The following is a 26317-nucleotide window of genomic DNA, read 5'->3' on the forward strand; positions in this document are numbered from 1 at the left end:
TCCCGTCACCGACACGCATGTGCGTGAGTTCCAGCACCGTGCCGGGATCGTCGTCGACGGCATCGTGGGTCCCCAGACCTGGGCAGCCCTGAGGGGCGGCGGGGGGACGGGTGCCTCCGCCGGTCAGCGGACGCTGAGCACGGGCTCCCGGGGCGCTGCGGTGCGAGAGCTTCAGCAGCTGCTCAACATGCGGCTGCCGCACATGGAACCGCTGGTCGTCGACGGGGACTTCGGTCCCGTCACCGACACGCATGTGCGTGAGTTCCAGCACCGTGCCGGGATCGTCGTCGACGGCATCGTGGGTCCCCAGACCTGGGCAGCCCTGAGGGGCTGACGGCCGTTCACCTCACCCGGCCGGGCAGCGGTGCGGCGCGGGCGAGCGCGTGGGGAGCGCGGCCCGAGCGTCCGACGACGGCGAGACGATCGATTCCCAGGTGGTCCGCGATCGCGGCGACGGCGTCCGCGACGCGGCGCGGCGCCCAGGGCCGCGGTCCGAGAGGCCGCAGCCGGGCCGGTCGCAGGTGATGAGCCGCATACGGCGCCGGTGAAGAACCGCTCCGCGCCGGGCAGGGCCGAGCCTGCTGCCCGGGGTGCCGTGCAGCAGGAACACCGCTCTGCCTCCGGGATCTCCCGGCTGCTCGACCATGAGGCGGCGTCCGTCGGCCGTCCGTACTCGTGCGCGCACCGGACCCTCTCCCCCCGGTTCTCGTCCCTCGTGCCGCGGATGTCCTGGGCTTCGTGCCGGCCGGCCCGTCGTGGCAGGAAATCGTGGCAGGAAGCGGTCCCCGAGGGGAGCGGCCGGCGGTCCGCGTCCCTGCGCAGGCCGGCGGACCGCCTTCAGTCCCCTCCTCGTCGTGGGATAGTTCGACCAGCGTCAACTCAGCCCAGAGCTGCAGGAGTTGGAAGAGCGCGAGGAGCCGCAGAGCATGGACGATCCCGTCTTCGTCATCCATGGCGTGGGCAACCGTGACCAGAGGGGCTTCGCGGCGTCGGTCGCCGGCCTGCAGGCAGCGACCGGCCTCACGATGGTGCCGGTCTACTGGGGCGACCTCGGCGCGGACGACCGCTTCGTCAGGGCGGCGCTCCCGGCCCGCCCCCCGACGCCGTCGGACACCGGCACCGGCAGCGGGCTGCGGGACACGCAGGACCTCCCCGCCCTCACCGTCCCGGAGGCTGTGCTCGCCGGGGCGCCGGCGGCTTCGGACTCCCCGCCGGCGAATCCGTGGGGACAGGTGGAGGCAGCCGCCCGGGAGCGGCTCGCCGACGAGGAACGGCACGCCGGTACGGGCCTGAGGGGCGGTCCGCAGCACGTCACGCCGGACGAGGCGCTGGACTGTCTGGCCGAGGAATGGCCGAGGACCGAGTGGCTGCGGCACACCGACGATCCGGTCCTGCTGTTCGAGACGGGCCGGGCTCTGGCCCAGGTCCTCATCGACGCGGAGGACTTCGAGGGCGACGCGTTCGGCTCCTACGACGGACTGCGCGCGGGCGACGAGGCCGAGGGGCGACTGCGGGTGATGCTGCGCCACCGGCTGCGTGACCTGGACCGTGTGGCCGGCGCGGCCGTCCGTGCCGCTGCCGGACGCCTGAACGACACACTGCGGACCAGGTTCGCGCCCGGCACCACCCGGTTCCTCGGAGACGTCCTGGTCTACCAGCGCCACCGCGAGGCGGTCCACGCCCGCGTACGACAGGCGATCGACAGCGTGGACCCCGGCCTCGGACGGACGCCCGGCCGTCCGGTCCGTGTGGTCGCCCACAGCCTCGGCGGAGTCGTCGCGGTCGACATGGCCACCGCGACGACGCCGCTGTGGACGTCCTCTCTCGTGACCTTCGGCTCGCAGGCGGCCTTCTTCCACGCGTGCGACCCGCGAGGCGGCCGGATCCAGCCCTACGCGGGCGAGGAGCCGGTCGTGCTGCCTCCCTCCCTGAGCCGCTGGACGAACCTCTGGGAACCCCTCGACATGCTCGCCTTCGTCGCCGCCGGGGTGTTCCGGCTCCACGACGGCACTGCTCCGGTCGACGTCTGCGTGCCGCACGCCGCAAGCACCGGCATGTGGACCCACTCCGCCTACTGGGAACTGCCGTCGGTGGCAGCGCAGATCAGCACGGCCATGACCACCGTCCCCTAGCGGCAGCCCGGGAGGGCAGTATGGGCAGGAACGAAGGTGTGCCGGGTCCGCTCCTGCGGTCCTATGTGCCGCAGACACGCGGTGTCCCACGGCCGGCCGCGACACAGGCCCTGGTCGTCCTCTACCGGAACGGCAGCCACAGCGTGATCACGGCCTACGGCCGCAGGCGTACCGGTGGCTGGACGCCGGCCCGGCCGGTCAGGGTCTTCGAGATCGCGCTCGGCACGTTCATGACCACGCTGCGGACGGTGCTGCCCGCCGCCGACGGGCCCGACGTCTTCCGGGCAGAGGTCGACATCGAGTGGAGGGTGGCCGACCCCCATCGTGTCGCCGTCGCCGAGGTGACCGACGTCGCCGAACGGTTCAGGGCCCCGGTCGAGGAGGCACTGCGCAGGGTCACGTACACCTACGCGGCGACGGACGCCGACAGGGCGGGACGCGCCCTCTCGGCGATGTTCGCCGACGACCGGTGGAACGAGATGGGCGCGAGTCTCGGGCTGCAGTTGCAGTTCTTGGTCCGGCTGAGAGGGCCGGAGGAGAACAGGCCGCTCGACATGGCCCGGGAGCGCCACCTGGAGATGGACCGGCAAGCTTTCCGACAGAGCGAACTCAGGTTGGGGAGAGGGGACCTGGACCGGCTCGAGGCACTCGTCCGACAGTTCGCGATCGCTCCGGAACGACTGGAGACCATCCTGGAGGACATGCGTCGGGACTCCCTCACCGTACGAGAAGAGTATGTCCGGACCCTCATGGCGCTCGTCGCGGAACAGAACCGGCGGTCCGGACCGGACGACGTCGCCGAGGAACCTGCTGAGGACGACGTCGAGGGCGACGCCGCGGTCCCGTCGGGGCCGGGTGCCCTGCCGATCGTGACCGGGCCGCCGCCCACCCCGCCCGCCGCGGGGAGGGAAGCGGACGGCGGGTCCGCGGAGCCCCGCCAACTGGTCGCGGAACTGGCGGAGCAGACGGCGCCCGGGCGGGAGGTTCCCCTGCACGTACAGGTCGTCCGGGGGCGTGAGCGAGAGGGACCAGGGGTGCAGCTGCTGCGTCCCCTTCACGTGCCGCCGGACGGCGCCGACATCCTGGTCACCGTTCACGCACCCGGTCTCGTGGTGCTCGGTGAGCTCCAGCAGGAGCTGCACATCGTGCCGGGCCGTGACTCGGACGTCCTGCTCTTCCGGCTGAAGGCCCCACGACCAGGACTGCACCAGGCCACCGTGCGGGCCTTCCGCGGCGGGACGTTCCTCGGGGAGGTGACGTGCCAGATCGCGGTCGGGCACGGCAACGTCACCAAGGACGGACCTCACCGCCATGTGTCCCTGCCCTCCATGGCGTTCGACCCCGGAGAGGTCACGCTCCAGGTCCTGAGGGACGAGGCGGCCGGCACGTTCAGCTTCCAGCTGATGAGCGAGACGTTCTACCCGCCGGAGGTCATTCACTACGCCGGCGACGGGGGCCGGGCGACCGAGCGGATCTACGCGGAGCTGAAGCGAGCCGCCGGGACGGCCGCGACCGACGGCGAGGGGGATGCCTCACGGGTGCGTGACCGCCTGCGCAACCACGGCGTACAGCTGTGGACGTCGGCGGTTCCCCGGCCCGTCCGGCGGCAGTTCTGGGACGAGTCCGAACGGATCACGGCCTTCACGGTGCTGGGGGAGCAGGACGTCGTCCCCTGGGAACTGCTCTATCCGCTGGACGAGGGGCACGAGGACAGAGGTTTTCTGGCCGAGTGGCTTCCGGTGGTGCGCAGGGTGTTCGGCCAGGACAGGGTCCGCAGCATGACGCTGCGGGGTGCGGCCTTCGTCGTACCGCCGGGCTCACCGGACGACGCCGCCGCCGAGGTGTCGTCGCTCCGGGCGCTGCTGGGGGCGGAGGCGTCCGACGGCGACGTGCTGACCGAGCGGGCGGCGCTGACAGCACTGATCGAGGCCGGACACGCGGGTCTGCTCCACTTCGCCTGCCACAACGCCTTCACGGGAGCCGGTTCGTGCGTAACCATGGCCGACGGGCCGTTCGACCCCATCGACCTGGCGTCGGCGGCACAGCTGCGCACACTGCGTCCCCATCGCCCGCTCGTGTTCTTCAACGCCTGCCGCAGCGCGGGGGAGATCGACTGGTTCGGCGAGAGCCTCGGATGGGCGCCCCAGTTCCTCAACGCCGGAGCGGGAGCCTTCGTCGGCACGCTCTGGCCCGTCCGGTCCCGCTCCGCGCTGCAGTTCGCCGAGGCGTTCTACGACCAGTTGATCACACACCGCCGGCCGCTCGGCCAGGCTTCCCTCGCGGCCCGGCAGGAGGTCCGCGACCTGTACGGCGGCGATCCGACATGGCTGGCCTACGCCGTGTACGGCAGCCCGGCGGCGACCGCCCTCGCCGCTTCACAGGGCGAGTAGACACGACGCCGGCTCCGGGCCTCGCGCGCTGGAGCAGCCTTTGCCGCCCCCGGGCAGGGACCGCGACGCTCCTCGGGGTGATCGGCCGGGGGAGGGGGCTATTTCCGGCCGGCGCAGGGATCGCAGCAGGAGGGGGCCGGCGTGACGCAGACGCTGACGGTGTCGGTGTTGTCGGTGGTGCCGGGGTCCTTCTCGGTGGCGGTGGCGGTGGCGGTGTTGCTGACCAGGCCGGTCTCGGTGGCCTTGGCCCGCAGTACGAGGGTGGTGCGGGCGCCGTCGGCCAGGTCTCCCACGGTCCACTGCCCGGTGGCCGGGTCGTAGCTTCCGGAGCCGGTGGCGGACAGGAAGGCGAGGCCGTCGGGGAGCCGGTCGGTGACGGTGACGCCGGTGGCGTCGTTCGGGCCGGTGTTGTGGACGGTGATGCGGTAGGCCACGGTCTGGCCGACGGTGACGGTGGTGGCGTCGGCTGCCTTCGTCACGGCCAGGTCGGCAGCCGGTTCGACCTGGACGACCTGCTCGTCGGAGGTGGATGTCAGAGGCTCCGGAGTGTCGCCGAGCCGGTTCTCGTAGGAGGCGGTCGCGGTGTTGCTGATCTGTTTGCCGCCACTGGCCCGGTCGATGGTGACCCGGTACTCCACCGTCGTGCCCGCCGGGAGGGTCTCGGTACTGGGCAGGCTGCCCCCGTCCGCGGCGGTGGCGCCGTTGCCGAGGTGGAAGACGACCTTGTTCGCCCGGGCGTCGTAGTACGCCTGGTCGTCGCCCTGCGCATCGGTCTGCGCTCCGGCGTCGGGGCCGTCGACGATGCGCAGCGAACCGGGCAGGTATGTCGTGCCCTGGGGGACGGAGTCGGTCAGGACGAGGTTCTCGGCATCGCCGCCGCCCTCGTTCCTGGCGGTGACGCGGTAGGTGACGACGTCGCCCACCTCCAGCGGCCCCGCGGGAACGGCGGTCTTGTCGAGCACCACGTGGGCAGCGGTGCCGAAGAAGATGCCGTCCAGGAAGTTGCCGATGCCGCGGTTGCCGCCGGCGGCGGAGAGGGAACGGAAGGCGAAGCGCGTCAGCGTCTGGCCCGCCGGGACGGTGTAGGTGCCGGTGTAGTGGCCCCAGGCGGTGTTGCCGTCGGTGAAGCGCCTCTGCTCCACCACGGAGCCCGGCGCGCCGATGTCCAGCGCCATGGTGTCGTCCCCCTGGCGGCCGCGGTGGTACAGCCGCCAGTACAGCTTCGTACCGGGAGTGGTCGGCAGGTCCTGGTAGAGCGTGGAGACCTGATTGGCGTTGAGTTCGGCGAACTGGGCGCCGTCGGCTGCCGGCACCCCCTGGAAGCCCGAACGCCACAGCTCGATCCTGTGGTCGGAGGCGGTGGTGAACCAGCCCGGGACCCACTTGGGGGCCTGGGTCTGTGAGGCGTCCGGCAGGATCTCCACGCCGGTCACGACGGGCTGCTCGAAGCTGCCGTTGACCAGAGCGACCCGGAGCGGAGCAGCGGGAGGTGTGGTCATGGTTCTTCCTCTCGAGTCGACGCTGCTGGAACGAACGAACGCACCGCCGGCCGCACCTCTGCGCGCCGCGGCGGAGCCGAAACGCTCCGTAGCGCATCGCATTCGAGTGGACACGTAAAGTGACAGGCGAAGGAGTTTGGTCAATCCCGCGGGGCACGTTTGCGGATCCGCCACCGGAACCTCTCCCTCCGTTCCGTCGCCCCCGGGGCCGAGGCGCACCGCAGCCACCCCATGCATCTCTCGGCCCTCTCCCGCCCGCCCCGTCATGACCGGAAGTCCCCGTCGGGCCCTGTGCGGTTGTCCCTGTTGAGGGTGAATCAGCCGCGAGCGAGGTTGACGCTCCCGGCGCAGCGGCACGTCGGTGCCGTGGCGGGCCGCAGAGCGCACGGCGTTCGTCGGACCGTGGTGAAGCGGACGGCTTCCACATGAATGGAACTGCGTCTCTTGGCACGCCGGATGAGGCATCGGCTCCACCACGCCGTGAGGGTTGCATGCTGGTGGTCCTTTGGTGGAGAGCCGGAGGGGAGACCGTCGTCCGCGAGGGGGAGAAGTGAAGTCACCTGCGAACCGGGGCACCGGCAGAGGTGTGCGGGCCGTGCTGAGCGTGGCTGTCGCCACCCTCGGCCACACGCTCTCGTCCCGCCGTCCATCAGCGGCGACGGCCTTCTGCCGTGACCGGCACGCCGTGGCACGCAACTGCGTGGCCGGCTTCCGGCTCGGTCACGGCGCGGCCCCCGACGACCCCCCGTGTGCGCCAGGTCCTCACCGAACTGCTGGACACCAGCGCCGAATTCGCCGAGCTGTGGGGCCGCCGCGACGCGCGCGGCAAGACACTGGAACGCAAGCGCTTCATGCATTCCGAGGTCGGCCCGCTGACGCTCACCATGCAGACCTTCGGCGTCCGCTCCGCCCCCGGCCAGGAACTCGTCGTCCACCACGCCGAGCCCGCCTCGCCCAGTGCCGAGGCCCTCGCGCTGCTCGGCCCGCCGGCCGCGCCCTCGGTGCCGGAGTCCTGAGCGGCTCGGGGACGGCGGTACGCCTTCGGAAGAGCCGGCACGTCGATTCGGCCCGGTCCCCTTCAGGGCCGGGCCGAGCCGTCCTCCAGTGTGATCCGGGCGGTGACCGGCAGGTGGTCGCTGCCGGTGGCGGGCAGGGTGCGGATGTCGCCGACGGTCGCTGAGCGAGCCATGACCTGGTCGATCCGGGCCAGGGGGAAGGCAGCGGGGAAACTGAGGGCGAAGCCCCGCTCGGGAACGTTCATCCGTGAGGTCAGCGGAGCGAGCCCGCGGTCGTCGACGGTGCCGTTCAGGTCGCCCAGCAGGATCACTGTTCTTAGCTTCTCGGCGGCGACGGCCCTGCCGAGCAGACGGGCGCTCTCGTCGCGGCGGGAGGCCGTGAAACCGCGTGCTCCGACGCGGACCGAGGGCAGGTGCGCGACGTACGCGGCGATGTCGCCGTGCGGCGTGCGGACCGTGGTCCGCAGCCCGCGGCTCCACGGCTCTGTGATCCCGGCGGGCTTGATGTCCACCGGCCGGGTTCCGGTGAGCGGATACGTCGACCAGAGCCCGACAGTGCCCCGGACCGCGTGATGCGGGTAGCGCGGGGCGAGCGTCTTCTCGTAGACCGGCAGTGTCTCCGGAACCAGCTCCTCCAGCGCAATGAGGTCCGGCCCGGCACCGGCCAGGGCGCGGGCGGTGCCTGCTGCGTCGGTGTTCTCGTCGCTCGCGTTGTGCTGCACCACGACCAGGTCGTGCGCGCCGGGCTTCGCGCCGGGCAGGAGCAGTCCGCCGAAGAGGTGCGTCCAGGCCGCCACCGGCAGCAGCAGGGCCACCAGAGCGAGTGCCGAACGACGCAGCAGTGCCAGGCCGAACAGCGCCACGGCCACCAGGCCCAGCCACGGCAGGAAGGTCTCCAGCAGACTGCCCAGGCGGCCCGGGGAGTTCGGTACCGCCCGGGGGAACGCCAGCAGCCCGGCCGTCGACACCGCCAGCGCGGCGAGCACCTGCCCCCGTGCCCGGACCGACCGGCCCCGTGAGCCCTCTCTCACGTCCTCGCCCGGAGCCCGCAGCCCCGGCCGGGGCCGCGCCCACCGGAGTACCGCTGCCTTCACTGTCGGCGTCACGCCGCTGTCCTTCCGATGCGCCGGAGCTTCCCGTCCGCTTGGGCCCGCTACCCAGGACGACCCGTCGGAAGGATCGGTTCCTGTTCTTGCCGGGGAAGCCGTCGGCCGGACGTGTGACAGGTCCGGTGCGAGGGTGCAGGCCGAAGAGGCCGGTGCGGCGGGAGGGCGCAGTGCTCCGGACCCCGGCCGGTGCCGTCAGGACGACCGTTCGGCCGATGCCGCACAGTGCCTCTTGGCGCGTCCCTGTCCTCGACGCGGGCGGCTGCCGGGGCTGGGGCCCTTCTGACGGATCTCCGCGGCGTCGCGACGCCCGGCACGCACTCCCCCACTGCCTCAAGGGCGCGGGAGGTGCCCCCAGCCGCACGGCGCGGAGGGACAGGTGGCTCCGCCACATGACCCTCCGCGTCCCCAACCTCACAAGGCAGTACACCTAGGTGACGGGGAGTCGGGTGCGGTCGTGCCGGCCGGGGGCGGGGTCCCGGTCTCCGGCGGTCGGCTCGCGCCGGCGGGCGAGCGCGTTGATCATTCAGGTGCAGTCTGTTTTCCAGTGCTCTCTATTCGGCGGGAGGTCGGCATGCCTACGCGTGCCTTGTGGGAACGAGGCATTCTGCCGGTGTCCGCAGGAGTGATGCTGATGGCTCCTGCGATGCACCTCGGAGGGGAGGCACCTCGGACGGTGCACAGGGACAAGGACAGGGCCGTCAGGCACACCGAGGGCTCCCGTTCCGGCATCGCCCCTCCTTCTGCCGCCAGGGCTTCGTCCTGGACAGTGGTCCCCTCCTGGCCGCTGTCCAGGGCTGTTTCACGGCCGTCCGAAGCTGAGGTGCTGACTGTCCGGTTCGGGCCCGGGGCAGGCGTCTACGGGGTGGGACAGCCGCTCACGGCGCGTCTCAGTCACCCGGTGGCACGGAGCGACCGGCAGGCGCGTGCCACGGTCGAACAGGGACTGCGGGTCACGTCCGTCCCCCACGCCGCGGGATCCTGGCACTGGGTGGACGCGCAGACCCTCCACTTCAGGCCCCCGTCCTTCTGGCCCGCGCACGCCGTCATCACCGCCCGCAGCTCCCTCGACGGCGTGAGGATCACGGATTCGCTGTACGGCGGCCGGTCGCGAGCGCTGAGGATCACCACGGGGGACCGGGTCGAGGCGGTCACCGACATCGCCGAGTTCTCCATGACGGTGTACCGCAACGGCCAGACCGTCAGGACGATCCCGGTGACCACCGGCAAGGACGGCTACCGGACCCGCACCGGGGTCAAGATCGTCCTGGACAAGCAGCCCGCCGTCCGGATGAACGGTGAATCCATCGGCATCCCCAAGGACAGTCCCGATGCGTACGACCTCAAGGTCCGCCACGCGGTCCGGGTCACCTGGAGCGGCGAGTACCTGCACGCCGCTCCCTGGTCGGCCGACGCCCACGGGGTGGAGAACGTCAGCCACGGCTGCACCGGCATGGGCACCGACAACGCCGTCTGGCTCTACAACACCCTCACCCCGGGCGACGTCATCCGTGTCATCGGCGGCCCCGGACAACCGATGACCGCCTTCGGCAACGGCTACGGGGACTGGAACCTCGGCTGGGGGCAATGGCGGGCAGGCAGCACCCTGCCGCTCTCACCCGCTGCGGAACGCACCTCCGCCCCGGCCGCCGCGCGCGTCGCCCCCCTGATCTGAAGTCCGCGTGGTCCTGCGGACCGCCTGCCGCGGCGGGGCGGCGGACATCGGGTGTGCCGTCGAGGGGACCGCTTCGGCGGGACAGGCCGGGCCAGCCGTCCGGACCAGCGGGAAGCCGGGTGTCGGCACCTCCGCTTCCGCCGGTCCGACGAGTTCGCGGCCGGGTGCCTCGCCGCGCTCCGGTGCCGACACGTGGGCGAGCGACTGATGCGGATTCAGCGTCCGTACCCGTCGGCGCAGGGCGCGCAGGGCAGCCGGCCGCCTCTCGTCCGCAAGGACCCGAGCCGTATGCGCGCTGAGCGGGACTTGTGCGCCGGACGGTGCATGTCCCCTGAACCGCCGACAGTGTTCGTTCTGCCAGTCGTTCGTCTTGAAGCTCACGACCGGGACGATGCGGACACTGCCGTCCTCGCCGTCGACCGGCATCGGCCCGCCGCCGGCGACGAGACGCCGGGCATCGCCCGTCTCGACCCGTGCCCGGGACCGGACCGGGACGAGCCGGCCGAACTCGTGCTCCGTCACGCCGGTCGCCACCTCCGGCGGCACGGTGCCCTGTGAGCGCGGACGGTTCTGATGCTCGTGCAGGAGTGCTTGCCCGACCGGTTCGGCAGCACGCTCCTTCGGCATCGCACACTCATCATGCGTGCCGTGCTCGACCTCGCGGGCCGCCTTCAAGGGGCCTCCCGTCCCACGGGCATCCCAGGCTTCCGTGTTTCTGCAGGTGGCCGGGGGTGGGATCGTTCCACCGTCACAGGTGGGGCGACGGGTGTTGTCCCAGGGGCACGAGGCGTCCGACGCTGTGGCCGTCGCCCCTGAGCAGATCCTCGACCTGCGTGCCGTCAGGCGGAACGCGGTACGCAACGCGTGCCGGACGGAACGCGGGCACCGGCCTGCGGGCGTTTCCGGGAGCGACGTCGTCGCCCGCCCTGTCGGCAGTCGTGTCAAGCATGAACCAGGCCGACGCAACGAGAGAACGGAATTGTCATGCGCAAGTCGATATCCCGGGCCAACCGGACAGCCGTGGCCGTCGTCGCCACCGCCTTCATGGCGTCCGCAGTGGTGGTCGCGGGGGCGACGACCGCCTCCGCGGACGTCTGCAGCGGCTCCCTGTGCGGCGCGGTGAAGAACCGGACCGGCGAGACGATGCACTACACGACGAGCCTCGGCGAAGGCCCCCACTACTGTGACGTGTGGAACTGGCAAGGCGGCCCCGGAAGCGAGTTCAAGCACGCCAGGTGCAAGCAGGCGTCGTTCGGCAACGGGACGCGGGGCGGCAACGGCACCGGCAACGACGTCGACGCCTTCACGTTCGCCGGCCACGGCTACCACGAGCGGTTCTCACGGGTCGGCAGCTGGCACTGGCGGGCGAAGGGTGTCTGGACGAAGGTCCGCAGCGGGGAGATCGCCGACTGCGGCATCGGCGACAACAACGAGGTCTGGTGCACTGTGCTCTGGCAGGTCTGACACAGCCGCCGAGGGGCGGAGGCACGCACGTGCCTCCGCCCCTCCGGCACGGCCCGGCTCGCGCACCAGCCGTTTCGGCGGGGGCGCCCGGGAACACCGTGTCCGGACATCCCCTGATCAGGTCGTGGCCGGACGGAAGGGGCAGGACGTGTCACCGTCGGTCACGCCGACCGCGTGGCTGACGGGATCGGGCGCGCGTGCGACGGCGGGCGACGCGATCGAGGAGGTCTGCGGCGCAGGCGGGCCGGCCGTCTGCAAGGGCGGTGTCCGGGAGGCCCCGGGGGTCCGGTCCGTCACCGGTGCGACCCCGGAGCGCGGAACCGCCCGGCCCCTCAGCGGCGATCCGCCCGGTCCGGCGCCGGACCGGGCGGATCGCGCCGTGCGTTGCGACGACGCCACGCCCGCTGATCGCGGCCGGCGCCGCTCTCGAAGGGCTCGCGCGCAGGAGGCGGGCGACGACCCCGTTCCTGAGCGGCGAGGAGTCACGTCCCGGGGGCGGGCGACCCGCTCCGCGGTCTCTTCGGGTGCCGCCGCCCGGCTGATCATGCCGGGGTGCGGCGCGACCGGGGTGCGGGGCCCGGAAAGGCCCGGGCTTCCGGCCGGCCACGGCGACACCGCCGGAGGACGGGGCGACCCGGCCCGCGCGTCCCGGAGCCTTCCCACGTGGCTCCGGCAGTCATATGGGGCGGGGTGATTTATGGTGACTCAAGGAGTATGCCCCTACCGGAGGTGCAATGATGCGCGCCGCGGCAGCGATCGTCTCTCTGGCTGCCGGTATGGCGCTCATCGTCGCGGCATCGGCCTGTGACCAGGACGGGTCGGAGCCGTCGAACGTCCGCTACGGCGACTGCCAGGTCTCGGGGCATTACGGGGAGTTCCACCTGTCACCCCGGACGGCGGGCGCCCTCACGGTCAGGACGACCCTGCCCGCGCCTGGCTGGTGGAACGGCGACACGCCGGAATCCGTCAAGAGCGGCTACGAGTACTGCATGGCCGCCAACATCGCCTACCGGTCAGGACTCGACCGGCTGAAGGTGGAGAACGCGCCCTTCCCTGAGGTCGTGTCCGGCAGGACCGAGGACTTCGACCTGGCCCTGGCGCAGATCACGATCACCCCGGAACGGAGCAAGGTCGCCGAGTTCTCCCCGCCCTATCTCTCCTCGACCCTGGGAGTGCTGATCAGGGACGGCGAGAACATCGGCGAGGACAACATCCGTGACGTCCGCATCGGAGTGGCCGAGGGCACCACGGGCGAGGAGTTCGTCGAGAACCGCCTCAAGCCGACCAAGCCCGTCACCGCCTTCGCCAACGACCCGGAGATGGTCACGGCGCTGGAGGAGGGGCGGATCGACGCGGTCGTCCACGACACGACGATTCTGCTGGCGTATCCCCAGAAGCAGGAAAGCAGGGTGCGCCTCGTGGGCCAGTACCGGACCGACCAGGGGTACGGCGCCCTGTACCCGAAGGGGTCACCCAACAAGGACGAGCTGGACCGGATCATCAAGCAGCTGATCGACGACGGGACGCTCACCAAGCTGTCGGCCGTCTATCTCGGGGCCGCTTTCGGCCAGGACCCGGCCAAGATCCCGTACCTCACGGTCGACAGCGGCTCCTGAACGCTCCGGATGGCGTACGCCCCGCGGCGGGCGGCGCCTCGGTCTCCGTCCTGCTTCACAGGTCCGCCGTCAGCAGGCCGCTCAGGTCCCCGGCGGCACCGGCGTCGAGCGCCTGCTCAGCCCAGATGATCTTGCCTCGGTCGGTGTACCGGGTCCCCCAGCGGCGGGACATCTGCGCGACGAGGAACAGACCACGGCCACCCTCGTCGGTGAGTGTCGCGCGGCGCAGGTGCGGGGAGGTGCTGGTGCCGTCGCCGACCTCGCAGATCAGGCTGTCACGGTCGTGCAGCAGACGCAGGCTGATGGGGTTCGCCCCGTACCGGATGGCGTTCGTCACCAGTTCGCTGAGGATCAGCTCGGTCGTGAAGACGGCCTCGCCGAGCCCCCAGGCTTCCAGCCTGCGGGTGGCCTCGGCGCGGATCCGGGAGACGGCTGCGGGGTCGTCGGGGACCTCCCACTCCGCGACCTGCTCCGGGTCGAGCAGCCGGGTGCGTGCGACGAGCAGGGCGACATCGTCGCTCGACCTGGTGCGCAGCATCGCGTCGAGCACCGCCCGGCAGGTGTCGTCCGGGGTGGCGCCGTCCGTATGGGCGAGTGCCTCCCTCAGCATGCCGAGCCCGATGTCGATGTCGCGGCCCCGGGCCTCGACCAGGCCGTCGGTGTAGAGGACCAGCCGGCTGTCGGCAGGCAGCAGGAGTTCGGCCGTCTCGACCGGCAGACCTCCTCCTGCGCCGAGCGGCGGGGCGACGGGGATGTCGGGGAAGGTCACGGAGCCGTCGGGCGAGACCAGTGCCGGAGCGGGATGACCGGCCCGGGCGAGCACACACCGCCCGGAGACCGGATCGTAGACCGCGTACAGGCAGGTGGCGCCGGTGACGGCCTCGGTGTCGCCCTCGGCCGCGGTGCCCTGGTCGATCCGGGTGATCAGGTCGTCCAGGTGCGCGAGGAGCTCGTCCGGAGGCAGGTCCAGGGCGGCGAAGTTGTGCACCGCGGTCCTCAGGCGGCCCATCGTCGCGGCGGCGTGCAGACCGTGTCCGACGACGTCGCCGACCACCAGGGCCACCCGGGCTCCCGGCAGGGGGATGACGTCGTACCAGTCGCCGCCCACCCCCGCCTGGGCGGGCAGGTACCGGTGTCCGACCTCCAGGGCGGACAGCTCGGGGAGTGCGCCGGGCAGCAGGCTGCGCTGGAGGGTGACGGCCGTGGTGTGCTCGCGGGTGTAGCGGCGCGCGTTGTCGATGCACACGGCTGCCCGGGCGGCGAGTTCCTCGGCGGGGGACAGGTCGTCCGACTCGAAGGGATCCTGCTCCGAGCGCCAGAACTCCACGACTCCCAGCAACTGGCCCCGGGCCTGGAGCGGCACCGAGATCATGGAGTGGATACCGTATTCGATGACCTTCTGGGCCCGTTCCGGGTCCTGGGCCCGCCAACCGTCGGCCGTGGCGAGCTGCGTCACCAGGACCGGCTGGCCGGTGGCCATGCCGATGGCCACCGGGTTGTCGGGTATGTAGCGCATGAGCGTCCCGACGGGGTGAAGGGGCGGTTCCTCCCGGATGCCCGCGGCGGCGATGCGGCGCATCTCCATGCGCGCCCCCGTCGGTTCGTCACCGAGCAGCACGGGCTCCACCAGCTCGACGGTGGCGAAGTCGGCGAAGCGCGGGACCGCCACCTCGGTCAGCTCCTCGGCGGTGCGCTTCATGTCGAGGGTGGTGCCGATCCGCGTGCTGGCCTCGTAGATCAGCTGCAGGCGCCCGCCCGCCACGTCCGCCCGGCCCGCGAGGGCGCGCAGCTCCGTGGTGTCCCGCAGGGTGGCCACGCTGCCCTCCTTCGGGCCCACCGGCCGCACGTTGACCGCGAGCAGGAGGTCCCCGGCCAGGAAGACCTTGTCCGTGGCCGCCCGGCCCGATCCCAGCAGTGTGGCCAGGGCCGGACTCAGCCCGAGTCCGGTGACCGGCCTGCCCTCGGCCTCCGGCGGCAGTGCGAGCAGCCGGCGTGCCTCGTCGTTGACCAGCAGCAGCCTTCCGTCGCCGTCCAGGATGATCACGCCTTCACGGACCGCGTGCAGCACCGCGTCGTGGTGCTCGTACATGCGGGTCATCTCCACCGGCCCCAGGCCCCGGGTCTGGCGCTGCAAGCGCCCGCTGACCAGTGCCGACCCGCCCGCGGCCAGCAGCAGCGCGACACCGCCGGCGGCGAAGATCACCGGAAGCTGGTGCTGCACCACACTGGTCACCTTGTCCACCGTGACCCCCACGGTGACGAGGCCGACCGCGGTCCCCTGCTCGTCGAAGACGGCCACCGTGGAGTCGACCGCTTTCCCCAGACTGCTGTCGAACGTGGTCTGGTGGGGCTCGCCCTCGAGTGCCTCGCCGTAGGAGGTGGAGACGTGCTTCCCGATCTGGTCCGGGTCCGGGTGGGTCCACCGGAAGCCGTAGGGGCTCAGTGCCACGACGTAGTCGACGCCGGTCTTCTTGCGCACCGCCTCGGCATGTGGCTGGAGTGCCGCCGTCGGGTCGTCGCTCTTCATCGCCTCCGCGGTGCCCGGGGCGTTCGCGAAGGACTCGGCCGCCACCAGCGACCGGTCGCCCGCCTCCTGGATCGCGCGGTTGCGGTCCTGGATCACGAGCGCCACCACGGCGGTGGCGATGAGCAGCAGGACGACCACCAGTTGCAGCAGGAAGACCTGACCGGCGACGCTGCGCGGCTTCAGCGACGACAGCGCGTGTCGGCCGGTCGGACGGCGGCGGGCCCGCGGGCCGGCTTCCGGCGGCCCGGCCTTCGGCGGCACTCGGTCGTCCCGTCGACCCGTCGGGACGTATTGTCCAAGTTTGCCCATTTCCTCAGTATCAGTGACCGGCCCGGCGTGCGCGGCTCAGGGCGGGCCCGCCGGGCCGGTGCCGCGGCGAGCGGGAAGCCGTCCGTACGGGGGGACCCGGTGGCGGCCACGGCGCGTCGCCCCGGGCGCAGGCGTGGACGCCGTGGCGCCTGGAGAGCCGCCCGGGCCGCCGCCGAGAACAGCCTGCCCGCCTCCCGCCGTGTGTCGCGGGTCATGAAGCTGTCGACGACGGTTCCGGGGCGGCCGGCGGGACGGGACCGGTCACGGACGGTCCGGTGCGGACGACGGCTTGGTCCCCTCGCGGACCGAACAGGTGCAGGATCTCCACCGCGCTCGTGTCCGCGGGGCCGAACCAGTGGGGCTCGGTGGTGTCGAACTCGGCCACTTCGCCGGGCCGCAGCGTGAAGTCCTGCGCCCCGAGGACGAGGCGTAGCCGGCCGGCGAGGACATAGAGCCATTCGTAGCCCGCGTGGGTGACCAGTTCCGGCGGGCGGGGTGCCAGTACCTGCTTGAAGACCTGCACCCGGCCCGGGTACTGCGTCAGCGGCACGAGAACGCTGCCGCTCTCCTTGCGCAGGGGCCGCAGATGCACCCGGGGGTCACCGCTGGCCGGTGCCTCCACCAGCTGGTCGAGGGCGACACGGTGGGCTCGTGCCAGCGGGATGAGCAGGTCCAGGGTCGGGCGCCGGTGGCCCGATTCCACCCGGGACAGTGTGCTGACCGAGATCCCGGTCGTGGCCGCGAGTGCCTCTAGCGTGAGCCCCCGCTCTTTGCGCAGCCTGCGCAGCCGGGGCCCGATGCCGTCGAGGATCTGCTCCAGCTCCGTGTCCCTGGTCTCTGCGTTCATGGGTCCAGTTTTGCAGTGTCCGCAAAATCGATGGGCTGCGGCCCTCGCCCGGGCCGAGTCTTGCCGGGCATTGTTCCCGGACGTCAGAGGTGGACCGTGACCGCGACGACACATCCTGTTCAGCCCCTGCTGAGCGCACGCAGACGCTGGACGGTGCTGGCCGTCTGCTGCCTGAGCATGTTCCTGGTGGGTCTGGACACCACCATCGTCAATGTGGGTCTGCCGGCCATCGGGCGCGGCCTGGACGCCGGCATGCACGGTCTCGAATGGATCGTGGACGCCTACGTCCTCGTCCTGGCCGGCCTCCTGATCTCCTCCGGCGCACTGGCGGACCGCTTCGGACGCCGCCGGGTGTTCCAGTGCGGGCTGGCCGTGTTCGGCGCGGCCTCACTGATCTGCGCGCTCGCCCCGTCGGCGGGCGTACTCGTCGCGGCCCGCGCCCTCCAGGGCGCCGGCGCCTCGATGCTCAGTCCCGTGGCGCTCGCGATCGTGGTGAACGCGATGCCGGACCCGAAGGAACGGGCGCAGGCGATCGGCGTCTGGGCGTCCGTGTTCGGACTGAGCATGGCCGCCGGACCCGTCACGGGCGGCGCGCTGCTCGCGGGGCTCGACTGGCGGGCCCTGTTCTGGATCAACGTGCCCGTCGTCGCGGCCGCTCTGCTGCTCAGCGCGGTGTTCGTGCCGGAGTCCCGGGCGCCACGGGTCCGGCGGCTCGACCTGCCCGGCCAGGCCCTGCTGACCATGGTCCTCGCAGGCGTGGTCGGCGTCCTGATCGAAGGTCCGCGCATCGGCTGGACGTCGCCCGAGGCACTGGCGGGATACACGTGGGCCGCCGTGGCGACAGCCGGATTCGTGTGGGTCGAGTCCCGCCGACGTGAGCCTCTGATGGATCTGCGGCTCTTCGGGCGCCCGGCCTTCAGGGGTGCCGTCGTGGGCGCGGTGGCGGTCTTCGTCGCCCTGAACACGGCGCTGCTGCTGAACACCCTCTATCTGCAGCACACCCGGGAATGGACGCCGCTGGCCGCCGGGGCGGCGACCTTGCCCCTGGCCGTCGGAGCGACCGTCTGCGCCCCCTGGTCCGGCCGCATGGTCGGCCGCGCGGGGCCGCGGCTGCCGCTGCTCCTCGCCGGCGGGTTCATCACGGCCGGCGGCCTCTGCATGGTCCGGCTCACCCCGCACACGAGCGTGCTCCTGCTTCTGGCCGCGTACTCGCTCATCGGCATCGGGTTCGGCTTCGCCAACGCCCCGCTCACCGACACCGCGGTCAACGGACTGCCGCTCGCCCGTGCCGGCGTGGCCGGGGCGATCACCTCCACCGCACGGCAGCTCGGCTCCGCTCTCGGCATCGCTCTGGCCGGCGGCCTGGTCACGTCCGTCGGTCCGACGGGGCTCGCACACGCGTCCCGACCGGGCTGGATCCTGGTCGCCGCCTGCGGCGTACTGCTCCTCCTCGTCGCCCGCACATCACGGCCGAAGGAGGCCGGCGCGGGTGCCGCCTCCCCGCGAGCGCGGCGAGCCGCGTGACCCACCGCGACGCACCGTTGCCCGTCGAAGGGCGCCGTCCCCTTGCCGGGTGCCGCCTCGCCCGCCTCCACCGGGCGGCTCCGTGCCTGCCGCCTCGTGCTCCTGGAGCCCGGCCGGACCGGTCTCCGCGTCACTTCGACCGGATCAGCTGCGCCTGCACGCCGTAGTGGTCGGACAGGTATGCCTGGCGGCCGTCGCCCAGGGGCACCTTGTCCTGGAACACGAAGTCGGCGCTGCCGGTCAGCGTCTCCCCGGCCGCGGCCCGGACCAGTACATGGTCCAGAGCCGGCGGCGACGGCCATCGAGGGGTGGGCCGGTAGGTCGGACGCGTGTCGCCGGCGAGGATGTCGCGCAGCCCCGTTGCGGCGGCGAAGCCGGTGAGTGCCGCCGAGTCGCGCGGGAGGTTCAGGTCACCGACCACGGCGACGGGCAGGGACGGGCTGACGGCCGCGATCAGCTCGGTGAGCCGGGCCAGTTCGGCGTCCGCGATCCGCATGTACCGGTTCGCGGGCGACCAGTCGTCGTCGCGGTTGGCCGACAGATGGGTGTTCACGATCACCAGTTCACCGTCCGGGGTGGCGACGGACGCCAGCTGTGCACCCTTGCGCATGAGGAGTTCGCCGCGCACCGGGCCCGTCATCGGGTACCGCACGAACCGGCACCGGCTGATCGGCCACCGGGACAGCAGCACCAGGCCGCCCTTGAGCAGGACCGTGCCCGAGCAGGCGAAGTGCCGGTACGCGGGAGCGGCACGGCGGATCAGCCGGGCGTTGCGGCGGAACATGACCTCCTGCAGGCAGACGACGTCGTAGTCGGACCGGTCGAGCGCCGCGCCGAGGGCACGCAGCCGGGCCGGGACATCGCCGGTGAAGAGAGTGTTCATGGTCAGCAGTCGCAGGGCCTTCATGAACTTGTCACCTTCCGTCCGGTGGCCTGCCGGGCCGTGCGGGGAGCGCTCACGGCGTTGATCGTACTGTCGCCCATGCCGCCGGAGGGACCGAAGCCGTGGGCGGACACTGCCGTGAGAGGGGAGCCGGTGGCGTACGGTCCCGGGCCCGCAACCGCGGCATGCGCACACGCGTCGGCGTCACTTCGCGGTCACTTCGCGGACTCCGCAGGAGACGGCCGCCGCTGCGCCGTTGCCGGCCGGAAGGTGCCCCCGAGGGTTGCTCACAGGGCCCACATCGCGGCTGTCGCGCAGGAGATGAACCCTGCGGCGAACAAGGCGGCCGCGCAGCTCTCCCAGCGCCAGGGGCGGTGCGGACCCTTGAACCGGCTGTGCCCGAGAGCCAGGAGCGCGCACGGCGACGGAAGCACCGCCGCGAGCAGCAGGGTGGTGCCGCGCCCGGGAAAGGCGCCTGCGGGGACACGAGCGAGGCCACGCAGCCCCCCGGCCGGGAGCCGGCCCAGGAAGTCCGAGGGCGGCGATGTGGCCCTCGGAGACTGCGAGCCGATGTCGGGGGGGCGATGGTCAGGACGTACCGCCCCGTACCCGGTTCGCTTCCGGGCCGGGGCCCTCCTGGCTCGTCCGTCGTTCAGTCGCAGCAGTCGCAGCAGCACTTGCAGGGGTTGCAGCAGCCCCCGCCACCGCAGCAGCCGTCCCCCGAGCCACCACCGGAACCACCGGAGCCACCGGAGCCCCCCGACCCCCGGCCGCCCCCGCCCGAACCGCCCCAGGAACCGCCCGAACCGCCGCCGCTCGGTCCGCCGAACCAGCCGTCGCCCCCGGAACCGTCCCGGCGAGAGTCGCTGCTGCGGTTGCCGTCACCGAACTGCCAGGATTCCGCGTCGTCCTGGCCGGCGTCCTCGTTGCAGGTGCAGCAGTTGGAGCACAACCTGCAATCGCGGCACAACCGGCGCCACTGGCCACAACGCCGGCACTGCCCCTCCGAGGGACGGCCCGACGCCGTCGGGGCGCCCTCCGGGGCCGCGCCTGTAAGCACCCCGACCCCGCAGTCCGTGCCCGTGCCGGTCCCCGGGAGTGTCTCCGTCGCCGTACGACGCCCCAGCCAAGGAAGCATGCGCGGGCCCTGTGCCTGGTGGCGGTGCCGGTGGTGACGATGCCGGGGGTCGAAGACACGGTCGACGGCACGCTCCAACTCGACGCCCAGCAGCGCCTGCGCCAGCCGCCCGTCGACGAACTCAGCCTCGGACAAGGCGAGCCGGATCCCATGGACCGCGTCGTCACAGAGCCGACGCACCTCGGTGCGGGCGACGCCGGTCACGGTGATCGGGTTCCACGCGCCGGTCGCCTCGTCCGCGTCCAGATCCTCCACCGCGTCGAGCAGATGCGCCAGCCGGCCGAACAGACGCCCGGCCTCCGCCAGCGGCTCGGCGTTCCCCGGGCGGTCGGCGAGCACCGCGGTGTGCGCGAAGGCGGCGGCGGTCGCCGTCTCCGTAGGTTCCGTGACCGTCAGGAGCGAGCCGCCGGGGCCGGTCAGCCGTTCGATCTCCGACTGCCGTTCGACCGCGTCGAGCAGCACCGCGGTGTCGAAGCCGAGCCGTTCGCCGCCGGCGGCACCCGCGCGGTCCCAGCTGTGGGCGATCCGGCGTGCCGCCGGCGTCACCGGGCGGCGGCCCAGCAGGCCGTCGCCGTCGGCCACGTGGTCACGTATTTTCGCCGCGGCCAGCACCAGCGACACCGTCGCCGCCAGCCGGGCGCCCTCACCCTGTGCCACGTCCGCCGACCGCATCCCGCGCAGCGGACACGGACCGGCGCCTCGCCGCCAGTCGCCGGTGCGTTCCGACTGCGCCTCGGTCAGCACCGAGACGATCAGGCCGTCGTAGTTGGTGGCCACCCGTGCGAACTGCCCGTACTCGCCGCGCAGCGCCAGGCACAGCCCGCACAGATGCGCCATCCACTCGGTACGCATGCCCTCGCCCAGGCGATGACGGCACGGCCTGATGATTCCGAACACCGAAGTTCTCCCCCCGTAGACACGGCTGCCAGGACACAGCCGGACGGGCGGCAACGTCGCACATGAGGCACGACCGCGCGGAACGCAGGGCCGCCCGGCACTCAACGGGGGACATGCTAAAGCCTGTCCCGCGCAAGTGTGTGAGCTGCGGTTTCGCTTCAGCGCGCCGGCTGGAGCCCGGTCGGCCTGCTCCACGGCCTGGACGAAGGCGATCCCGAACTCTTCTACCTGACCCAGGTGTCCGGCTGAGCGGCATGGCCGGGGCCGAAAGCCGAACGACAAGCCGAGCCGGGGGCACAGAACCCCGGTGTCCGGTCAGCAGTGGTGCGTCCTGCCCGTCCGTGTGCCGAGCGGTCGGCGTCCAGGTGCACGAGTCATGGGGAAGCAGCCCACCGGTGGCGTCATGGCCTTCCCGCTCCGCCGCGATCGAATGCTCCGCCGCTCCGCATGGCCGGTACGGACCACAGTTCCGTCCAGGCCGCATCCTGGACGGCGCGGGCGAGTCCGTGGTTCTGGAGCAGGTCGCGGACGATGAGGTCCTCGGTCACGGCTGTTCGGCTCTCACGGCCGGACCGAGCCGACGGTTTGTGCAGGAAGTCCTGCCGGCGGTCGGCGATCCGGGCATGCCCCGGGCCACCCTGCGGCGGCCTTGTCCCGGTCGCCGGACCCCTTGGCCTTGCGGGACAGCTCCCGCCCCGGGCCATGGCGAGCCGGACACGGGTGCGTTCCTCCAGCGCCCGGCGGTTCGGCTTTCCTTCGCCCCGCTCCGCAGGAGTCCGTCTCTCCCCGGCGAGCGGGAGGCGCCCCCACCCCGGCCTGAAGGCCGGGTGTCCACGGAGGATCCCGATGACGGCGCATCACATGAGCAGTCCAAGTCATGGCAGAGGGTGCTCAAAGCAGGGTGCGCGGGGAGCGGGTGACGCGCACAGGGAACCTCGGGGAGCACGGACGCCTCCTACCAGGGGAACCGACCTCGTGTTCTCGGAGAGGAGCTCCCGTTGGCCCGCCAGCTGTCCCGCCGGAAGTTCGTGGTCTACTCACTCGCGGCGACAACCCTGACCATCGCCGCACCGCTCGGCTGTGACACGCCGTCCGCGCAGGGAGCCGAGGAGACCGCCGACGGTGCCGCTCGGCCGTCCGCCGTCCTCGTGACCGGCGACGACGAGGAGAGGCTGGTCCTGGAGGTCACCCGGGCCAACAAGATCGTCGTACGGCTGCCGCGCGCCGAGGTCGGCCAGGGCGTCACGACCGCGGTCGCCATGATGATCGCCGAGGAGCTCGACGCCCGGCTCGTCGACGTCGACATCCCGCTCGCCGACGCCCGGACCAGGGGCAACCAGTTCACCGGCGGTTCGAGCTCGGTGAGTTCGCTGTACGGGCCGGCGCGGCAACTGGCCGCCGTCGCCCGCGCCCGGCTGGTGACCGCCGCCGCCCTCCGGTGGAACCTGCCGGCGCGAACCCTGCGCACCCGGGACACGATGGTGGTCGCACCCGACGGCCGTACGGCCACTTTCGGATCCCTGACGGTCAGAGCTGCCCGCGTTCGCCGGACCGCCGTGCCCGCCAAGCCGAAGCCGGCGTCCCGGCACCGGGTGATCGGGCGGCCGACGACCCGTATCGACGCGCGGGACATCGTCACGGGGAAGGCGAAGTTCGCCGGAGACCTGGCAGTGGCCGGGGCCAGACCGACGGTCGTGGCCCGGCCTCCGACGATCGGCGGGAAGGCCGTCTCGGTCGACGACCGGGAGGCCCGCGCCATGCCCGGTGTCCACGCGGTCGTCAGGATCGCAGGTGGTGTCGCCGTGGTGGCGGACTCCTTCCACCACGCCTTCAAGGCCCGCGACGCCCTGAAGATCACCTGGGCGCCGGGCCCGCTCGCGGGGCTGTCCGACGCCGCCGTCCGCGCCCGGCTCCGGGCCGCCGTCCCCCTGCTCGGTGCCGCGCCCGGTGGATCGGCCCAGGTCGAGGCAGAGTTCGCGTTCGCCTTCGTCAGCCACGCGCCGATGGAAGTGCTGACCGCGGTGGCCGACGTGCGCGCCGACCGTGCCGAGATCTGGTTCTCCTCGCAGACACCGCAGAGCGCGCGGAGCGCCATCGCCGCGGAGATCGGGCTGCCGGAGCCGAAGGTCCGGGTCCATGTCGTGCGGGGCGGCGGCTCGTTCGGACGCAGGCTCGACCACGACGCCGCGATCGAGGCGGCGCGGATCTCGAAGAAGGCGAAACTGCCGGTCAAGCTGATGTGGAGCCGCGCCGACGACATCCGGCACGGCCGCATGCGCCCCGCCTCCCACCACCGGATACGGGCCAGTTACGCCCGGGGGAGGGTGGTCGCCTTCGCCCATGCGACGGCCTCGGTGAGCGAGTCGTTCGAGGGCGTGTCCGCCCAGGGTGCGGTGGCCGTCCGTGCCGCGGGCCCGCTGCCCAGTGACAGCGGGCTGTACAACTTCGGGCGCCTGTCCGGGGATTCGGGTTCGGTCGAGCTGGCGATGCCGCTCGGCGCCTGGCGCTCGGTCGACTCCGGGACGATACGCACCGCCGAGGAGGTGGTCGTCGACGAGGTCGCCGCACGACTGGGCAAGGACCCCGTCGTGTTCCGGCGGGCCACACTCAGGAGCAAGACCGTCAAGGCCGTGCTCGACAAGGTCGCGTCCGCCGGACACTGGGGCCGGGCCATGCCGGACGGCCACGCGCAGGGTGTGGCGGTCCACGAGGAGTACGGGTCCTGTGTGGCCTGCCTGGTGGAGATGGACGCCACCGACCCGAAGAACCCCCGGGTGACCAAGGTGGTGATGGCGGCGGACGTCGGAACCGCCGTCAACCCGAGTGGGCTGGAGGCCCAGTTGATGGGAACCGCCGTCGACGGTATCTCCACCGTGCTCCAGGCCGGCCTGCACATCGACCGCGGCGCGGTGCGCGAGAAGAGCTTCGCCGACTTCCACTGGGCCCGCCAGCGGCACGCCCCGCTGCGCTTCGAGGCGCACATCATGCCGTCGCGGGGCGAACCCGGCGGGGCCGGCGAACTCGGCGTCCCGGCCGCCGCCGGCGCCGTCGCCAACGCCTACGCCCGCGCCACCGGCACCAGGCCCCGACGCTTCCCGATCAACTTCTGACCGACTTGCCGATCACCGTCCGATCGCCGTCCGATCACTGTCCGAGAAGGTGCTGATGCCGTCCTACTCCTTCGTCCTCAACGGGGAACCGGTCACCGTCGAGGCCCCCGCCGACATGCCGCTGCTGTGGGTGCTGCGTGACCTGCTGAACGTCACCGGACCCAAGTACGGCTGCGGCGTGGGAGTCTGCCGGGCCTGCACGAGCCACCTCGACGGCGCGGAGGTCCAGCCCTGCGTCCTCCCGGTCGCGGACTGCGCGGGCCGTGAGGTCACCACGATCGAGGGCCTGGCCGACGGCGACACCCTCCACCCCGTGCAACAGGCATGGCTGGACTGCGACGTGGCCCAGTGCGGCTTCTGCCAGCCGGGCCAGATCATGGCCGCGGCGGCCCTGCTGGAGCGGACCTCCAGTCCGACGGACGCCGATATCGACCGGATCGAGAACGTCTGCCGGTGCGGCACGTACTCCCGCATCCGCGAGGCCATCAAGAAGGCATCCGCGAAGGGCTGACCGCCTGTGGTCACCGCGGACGGACAGGCGAGCCGCGGGGCCCGGCTGCGGGCCGGCCCGCAGCCGCCGGTTCCACCCGGACCCGAGCCCCGGCCTGCGGCTGTGCCGATCCGGACCGCCGGTCCTCGGACACCCGCCCTCACCGGTGCCGGGGCTGTCCTGCGGCCGGTCGCAGCGGTCGTCGCCCCCGACAGGACCGGGCATCCGACGGCTTCGAGGAACGCGGCGCGGCGGGTCTTGCCGTTCTCGGCCTGCATCAGGTCCAACGCCTCGTCCCGGCGGGCGACGACGAGGTCGTGGTACCGCGGCAGGACCTTCTTGCGCTCCTCGGCGGGTGCGGCGGCCCACGTCCTCTGCGCGGCCCGGGCACGGGCGAACGACGCGGCCTCGACGTCGTCGGGGACGAAGACGGGGAAGTCGGCCGGAGGCACACCGGTGCAGGGGGCGTTGGTGGTGACCCGTGCCGCGTCCGGTGCGACCTCCAGCGGTGAGAGTTCACAGGGCAGACGGGAGCGGATCGCGCGGGACGGAGCGAGCATCGTGAGCCGGGCGGTGGAGATGCTGCAGCAGAGGTTCGGGGTGAGCGTGGGACCTGTGGGGGAGCTGACCCTGATCTTGGGAAGCTGCCGGAAGGCGTCGCGCGACGCGTCCTACGCGACGGTCCCGCCGAGGCGGCGGAGCGGCTCGTCGCGGAGCGTGATCCCGGAAGGGCCCGCCTCGACCGCCTCGACCGCCTCGACCGCCTCGACCGCCGCCGTGCGCGGTGTGCCGCGGGTGTGCTGCACGACGCCGGGCGTCGCGGCGATCGGCACCGGCGCTGCGATGCCCTCCCGCACGAACGCGGGCAGGACGGGGCCGCCGGGACGCAGGCGCGTCCCGGGGAAGGATCCGTGGCCGTGCGAAAGCTCGCGGCCACGCCCGTGCGACCGGTGCGCCTACCGTGTCGGCGCGGAACGGGCACCGGCCGGCTGTGGGCGTGGACCGTGCCGGGTTGCGTCCCCGGCGCAGGCGGAGACCATGGTACGGAGAAACGGCGCCAGGTACCCGGTCGCGCTGAGCAGCCGCTGGATGCCCACGGGCCCGTGCACGACGACAGCCGGGCACGGAGCCGCCCTGAACAGCGGCACCCGAGCGCGTCGGCCGCCTCGCCCTCACCCGATCAGGGCGGGCCCCGACGGACCTCATCGGCTGGGAGACCTCGTGACCGCTTCACCTCATGTCCCCGACACCGCGAGCGGCTTCGGAGCCGTCGTCGCCCGCGACGCCCGCTCGCTCACGGTGGGACCGGCCTCTTCTCCTCCCCCGACGCCCGCCATCGCCGTATCGGGGGCTGTCGCAACGTACTGCCGCCCGGCGGACCGGCCGTCGATGCGCGCTCCTGCGCCGACGGGTCCGCGACCGTCCGGCGGGCACCGTTCCTCGCTCCGTCGGCCCGTGAACCCTGGGGAACCTCATGACTGAATCGACCGATCCGCTCGACCCGTGGACAGCTCGTCTGCTCAGGCTGGGTGAGGGCATCTCGCCGGAGGCCGCCCGCACGTTCGTGCAGGACCTGTACACCCATGCCCAGGCCGACCTCGACGAGAAGAGGGCGGAGGCCGAGTTCGAGCGAGAGGAATAGAGCGGGTGGGCGGTTCGACGCCGGGATTCCACCAGAGGACCCACCGGTTCGA

The 26317-nt window shown here is 72.4% G+C and carries 17 protein-coding genes and 4 pseudogenes; 11 read left to right on the forward strand and 10 right to left on the reverse strand.

Features of this window, described 5'->3' with window-relative positions; genetic code table 11:
- Positions 1 to 334: peptidoglycan-binding protein (locus ACIQGV_RS09820; RefSeq protein ID WP_402492798.1), on the forward strand; the 334-nt coding region annotated here is incomplete at its 5' end.
- A gap of 13 nt (positions 335 to 347) precedes the next feature.
- On the opposite strand, the pseudogene ACIQGV_RS09825 reads toward ACIQGV_RS09820, so the two are convergent.
- Positions 348 to 685 (reverse strand): annotated as a pseudogene (locus ACIQGV_RS09825) (alpha/beta fold hydrolase); the annotation flags it as partial.
- A gap of 241 nt (positions 686 to 926) precedes the next feature.
- On the opposite strand from ACIQGV_RS09825, the gene ACIQGV_RS09830 reads away from it, so the two are divergent.
- Positions 927 to 2132 (forward strand): hypothetical protein, encoded by a 1206-nt coding sequence (locus tag ACIQGV_RS09830; RefSeq protein ID WP_402492800.1) that lies wholly within the window; start codon positions 927 to 929, stop codon positions 2130 to 2132.
- 20 nt (positions 2133 to 2152) lie between these two features.
- A complete protein-coding gene (locus ACIQGV_RS09835) occupies positions 2153 to 4522 on the forward strand; it encodes a CHAT domain-containing protein (RefSeq protein ID WP_402492801.1) in 2370 nt (789 codons plus the stop codon).
- Between the two features lie 98 nt (positions 4523 to 4620).
- Here ACIQGV_RS09835 and ACIQGV_RS09840 read toward each other — a convergent pair whose 3' ends face one another.
- Positions 4621 to 6021 carry an isopeptide-forming domain-containing fimbrial protein gene (locus ACIQGV_RS09840; protein WP_402492803.1) on the reverse strand — a complete coding sequence of 467 codons (1401 nt, stop codon included), beginning with the start codon at positions 6019 to 6021 and terminating at the stop codon, positions 4621 to 4623.
- Positions 6022 to 6770: 749 nt separating this feature from the next.
- Here ACIQGV_RS09840 and ACIQGV_RS09845 point away from each other — a divergent pair.
- Complete coding sequence (locus ACIQGV_RS09845; RefSeq protein ID WP_402492804.1) at positions 6771 to 7037, forward strand: hypothetical protein; 267 nt, start codon at positions 6771 to 6773, stop codon at positions 7035 to 7037.
- 62 nt (positions 7038 to 7099) lie between these two features.
- Here ACIQGV_RS09845 and ACIQGV_RS09850 read toward each other — a convergent pair whose 3' ends face one another.
- Positions 7100 to 8068 (reverse strand): endonuclease/exonuclease/phosphatase family protein, encoded by a 969-nt coding sequence (locus tag ACIQGV_RS09850; protein ID WP_402493189.1) that lies wholly within the window; start codon positions 8066 to 8068, stop codon positions 7100 to 7102.
- 721 nt (positions 8069 to 8789) lie between these two features.
- Between ACIQGV_RS09850 and ACIQGV_RS09855 the strand changes: the two genes are divergently transcribed.
- The 3 genes from ACIQGV_RS09855 (at position 8790) to ACIQGV_RS09865 (ending at position 12898) form a co-directional block, all read left to right on the forward strand.
- Entirely contained in the window at positions 8790 to 9818 is a 1029-nt protein-coding gene (locus ACIQGV_RS09855) for a L,D-transpeptidase (protein ID WP_402493191.1), read from the forward strand.
- A gap of 984 nt (positions 9819 to 10802) precedes the next feature.
- Positions 10803 to 11282 carry a hypothetical protein gene (locus ACIQGV_RS09860; RefSeq protein ID WP_402492805.1) on the forward strand — a complete coding sequence of 160 codons (480 nt, stop codon included), beginning with the start codon at positions 10803 to 10805 and terminating at the stop codon, positions 11280 to 11282.
- A gap of 737 nt (positions 11283 to 12019) precedes the next feature.
- On the forward strand, positions 12020 to 12898 hold the full coding sequence (locus ACIQGV_RS09865) for an ABC transporter substrate-binding protein (protein ID WP_402492807.1): 879 nt from the start codon (positions 12020 to 12022) through the stop codon (positions 12896 to 12898).
- A gap of 55 nt (positions 12899 to 12953) precedes the next feature.
- Here ACIQGV_RS09865 and ACIQGV_RS09870 read toward each other — a convergent pair whose 3' ends face one another.
- Entirely contained in the window at positions 12954 to 15734 is a 2781-nt protein-coding gene (locus ACIQGV_RS09870) for a SpoIIE family protein phosphatase (protein ID WP_402492809.1), read from the reverse strand.
- 211 nt (positions 15735 to 15945) lie between these two features.
- Positions 15946 to 16581: a helix-turn-helix domain-containing protein gene (locus ACIQGV_RS09875; RefSeq protein WP_402492810.1), complete on the reverse strand. Its 636-nt coding sequence runs from the start codon at positions 16579 to 16581 to the stop codon at positions 15946 to 15948.
- A 96-nt stretch (positions 16582 to 16677) separates the two neighbouring features.
- On the opposite strand from ACIQGV_RS09875, the gene ACIQGV_RS09880 reads away from it, so the two are divergent.
- Entirely contained in the window at positions 16678 to 18105 is a 1428-nt protein-coding gene (locus ACIQGV_RS09880; protein ID WP_402492812.1) for an MFS transporter, read from the forward strand.
- A gap of 130 nt (positions 18106 to 18235) precedes the next feature.
- On the opposite strand, the gene ACIQGV_RS09885 is transcribed toward ACIQGV_RS09880, so the two are convergent.
- The 3 genes and pseudogenes from ACIQGV_RS09885 to ACIQGV_RS09895 form a co-directional block, all read right to left on the reverse strand.
- Positions 18236 to 19012 (reverse strand): endonuclease/exonuclease/phosphatase family protein, encoded by a 777-nt coding sequence (locus ACIQGV_RS09885; protein ID WP_402492814.1) that lies wholly within the window; start codon positions 19010 to 19012, stop codon positions 18236 to 18238.
- Between the two features lie 628 nt (positions 19013 to 19640).
- Positions 19641 to 21023, reverse strand: a complete 1383-nt coding sequence (locus tag ACIQGV_RS09890) for a DUF5685 family protein (protein ID WP_402492816.1) — start codon at positions 21021 to 21023, stop codon at positions 19641 to 19643.
- 464 nt (positions 21024 to 21487) lie between these two features.
- Positions 21488 to 21754, reverse strand: a pseudogene (locus tag ACIQGV_RS09895) (transposase); the annotation flags it as partial.
- Between the two features lie 297 nt (positions 21755 to 22051).
- Here ACIQGV_RS09895 and ACIQGV_RS09900 point away from each other — a divergent pair.
- Both ACIQGV_RS09900 and ACIQGV_RS09905 read left to right on the forward strand, forming a co-directional pair.
- Positions 22052 to 24133: a molybdopterin cofactor-binding domain-containing protein gene (locus ACIQGV_RS09900; protein WP_402493193.1), complete on the forward strand. Its 2082-nt coding sequence runs from the start codon at positions 22052 to 22054 to the stop codon at positions 24131 to 24133.
- Between the two features lie 55 nt (positions 24134 to 24188).
- A complete protein-coding gene (locus ACIQGV_RS09905) occupies positions 24189 to 24644 on the forward strand; it encodes a (2Fe-2S)-binding protein (RefSeq protein WP_402492818.1) in 456 nt (151 codons plus the stop codon).
- Between the two features lie 272 nt (positions 24645 to 24916).
- Here the strand turns inward: ACIQGV_RS09905 and ACIQGV_RS09910 are convergent.
- Positions 24917 to 25183: pseudogene (locus ACIQGV_RS09910) on the reverse strand (aldehyde dehydrogenase family protein); the annotation flags it as partial.
- Between the two features lie 141 nt (positions 25184 to 25324).
- Positions 25325 to 25513 (reverse strand): annotated as a pseudogene (locus tag ACIQGV_RS09915) (porphobilinogen synthase); the annotation flags it as partial.
- Between the two features lie 584 nt (positions 25514 to 26097).
- Between ACIQGV_RS09915 and ACIQGV_RS09920 the strand changes: the two are divergent.
- Entirely contained in the window at positions 26098 to 26265 is a 168-nt protein-coding gene (locus ACIQGV_RS09920) for a hypothetical protein (protein WP_402492820.1), read from the forward strand.
- Positions 26266 to 26317: the final 52 nt, after the last annotated feature.

It is taken from the genome of Streptomyces sp. NPDC093094 (genome assembly GCF_044754345.1).
Taxonomy (GTDB): Bacteria; Actinomycetota; Actinomycetes; order Streptomycetales; family Streptomycetaceae; genus Streptomyces.

Excerpts from the sequence above, each read along its gene's own strand:
- ACIQGV_RS09870 (WP_402492809.1), bottom strand. The coding sequence starts at position 15,734 with ATGGGCAAACTTGGACAATACGTCCCGACGGGTCGACGGGACGACCGA.
- ACIQGV_RS09840 (WP_402492803.1), bottom strand. The coding sequence starts at position 6,021 with ATGACCACACCTCCCGCTGCTCCGCTCCGGGTCGCTCTGGTCAACGGC.
- ACIQGV_RS09855 (WP_402493191.1), top strand. The coding sequence starts at position 8,790 with ATGCACCTCGGAGGGGAGGCACCTCGGACGGTGCACAGGGACAAGGAC.
- ACIQGV_RS09885 (WP_402492814.1), bottom strand. The coding sequence starts at position 19,012 with ATGAAGGCCCTGCGACTGCTGACCATGAACACTCTCTTCACCGGCGAT.
- ACIQGV_RS09905 (WP_402492818.1), top strand. The coding sequence starts at position 24,189 with ATGCCGTCCTACTCCTTCGTCCTCAACGGGGAACCGGTCACCGTCGAG.
- ACIQGV_RS09865 (WP_402492807.1), top strand. The coding sequence starts at position 12,020 with ATGCGCGCCGCGGCAGCGATCGTCTCTCTGGCTGCCGGTATGGCGCTC.
- ACIQGV_RS09920 (WP_402492820.1), top strand. The coding sequence starts at position 26,098 with ATGACTGAATCGACCGATCCGCTCGACCCGTGGACAGCTCGTCTGCTC.
- ACIQGV_RS09875 (WP_402492810.1), bottom strand. The coding sequence starts at position 16,581 with ATGAACGCAGAGACCAGGGACACGGAGCTGGAGCAGATCCTCGACGGC.
- ACIQGV_RS09830 (WP_402492800.1), top strand. The coding sequence starts at position 927 with ATGGACGATCCCGTCTTCGTCATCCATGGCGTGGGCAACCGTGACCAG.
- ACIQGV_RS09835 (WP_402492801.1), top strand. The coding sequence starts at position 2,153 with ATGGGCAGGAACGAAGGTGTGCCGGGTCCGCTCCTGCGGTCCTATGTG.
- ACIQGV_RS09860 (WP_402492805.1), top strand. The coding sequence starts at position 10,803 with ATGCGCAAGTCGATATCCCGGGCCAACCGGACAGCCGTGGCCGTCGTC.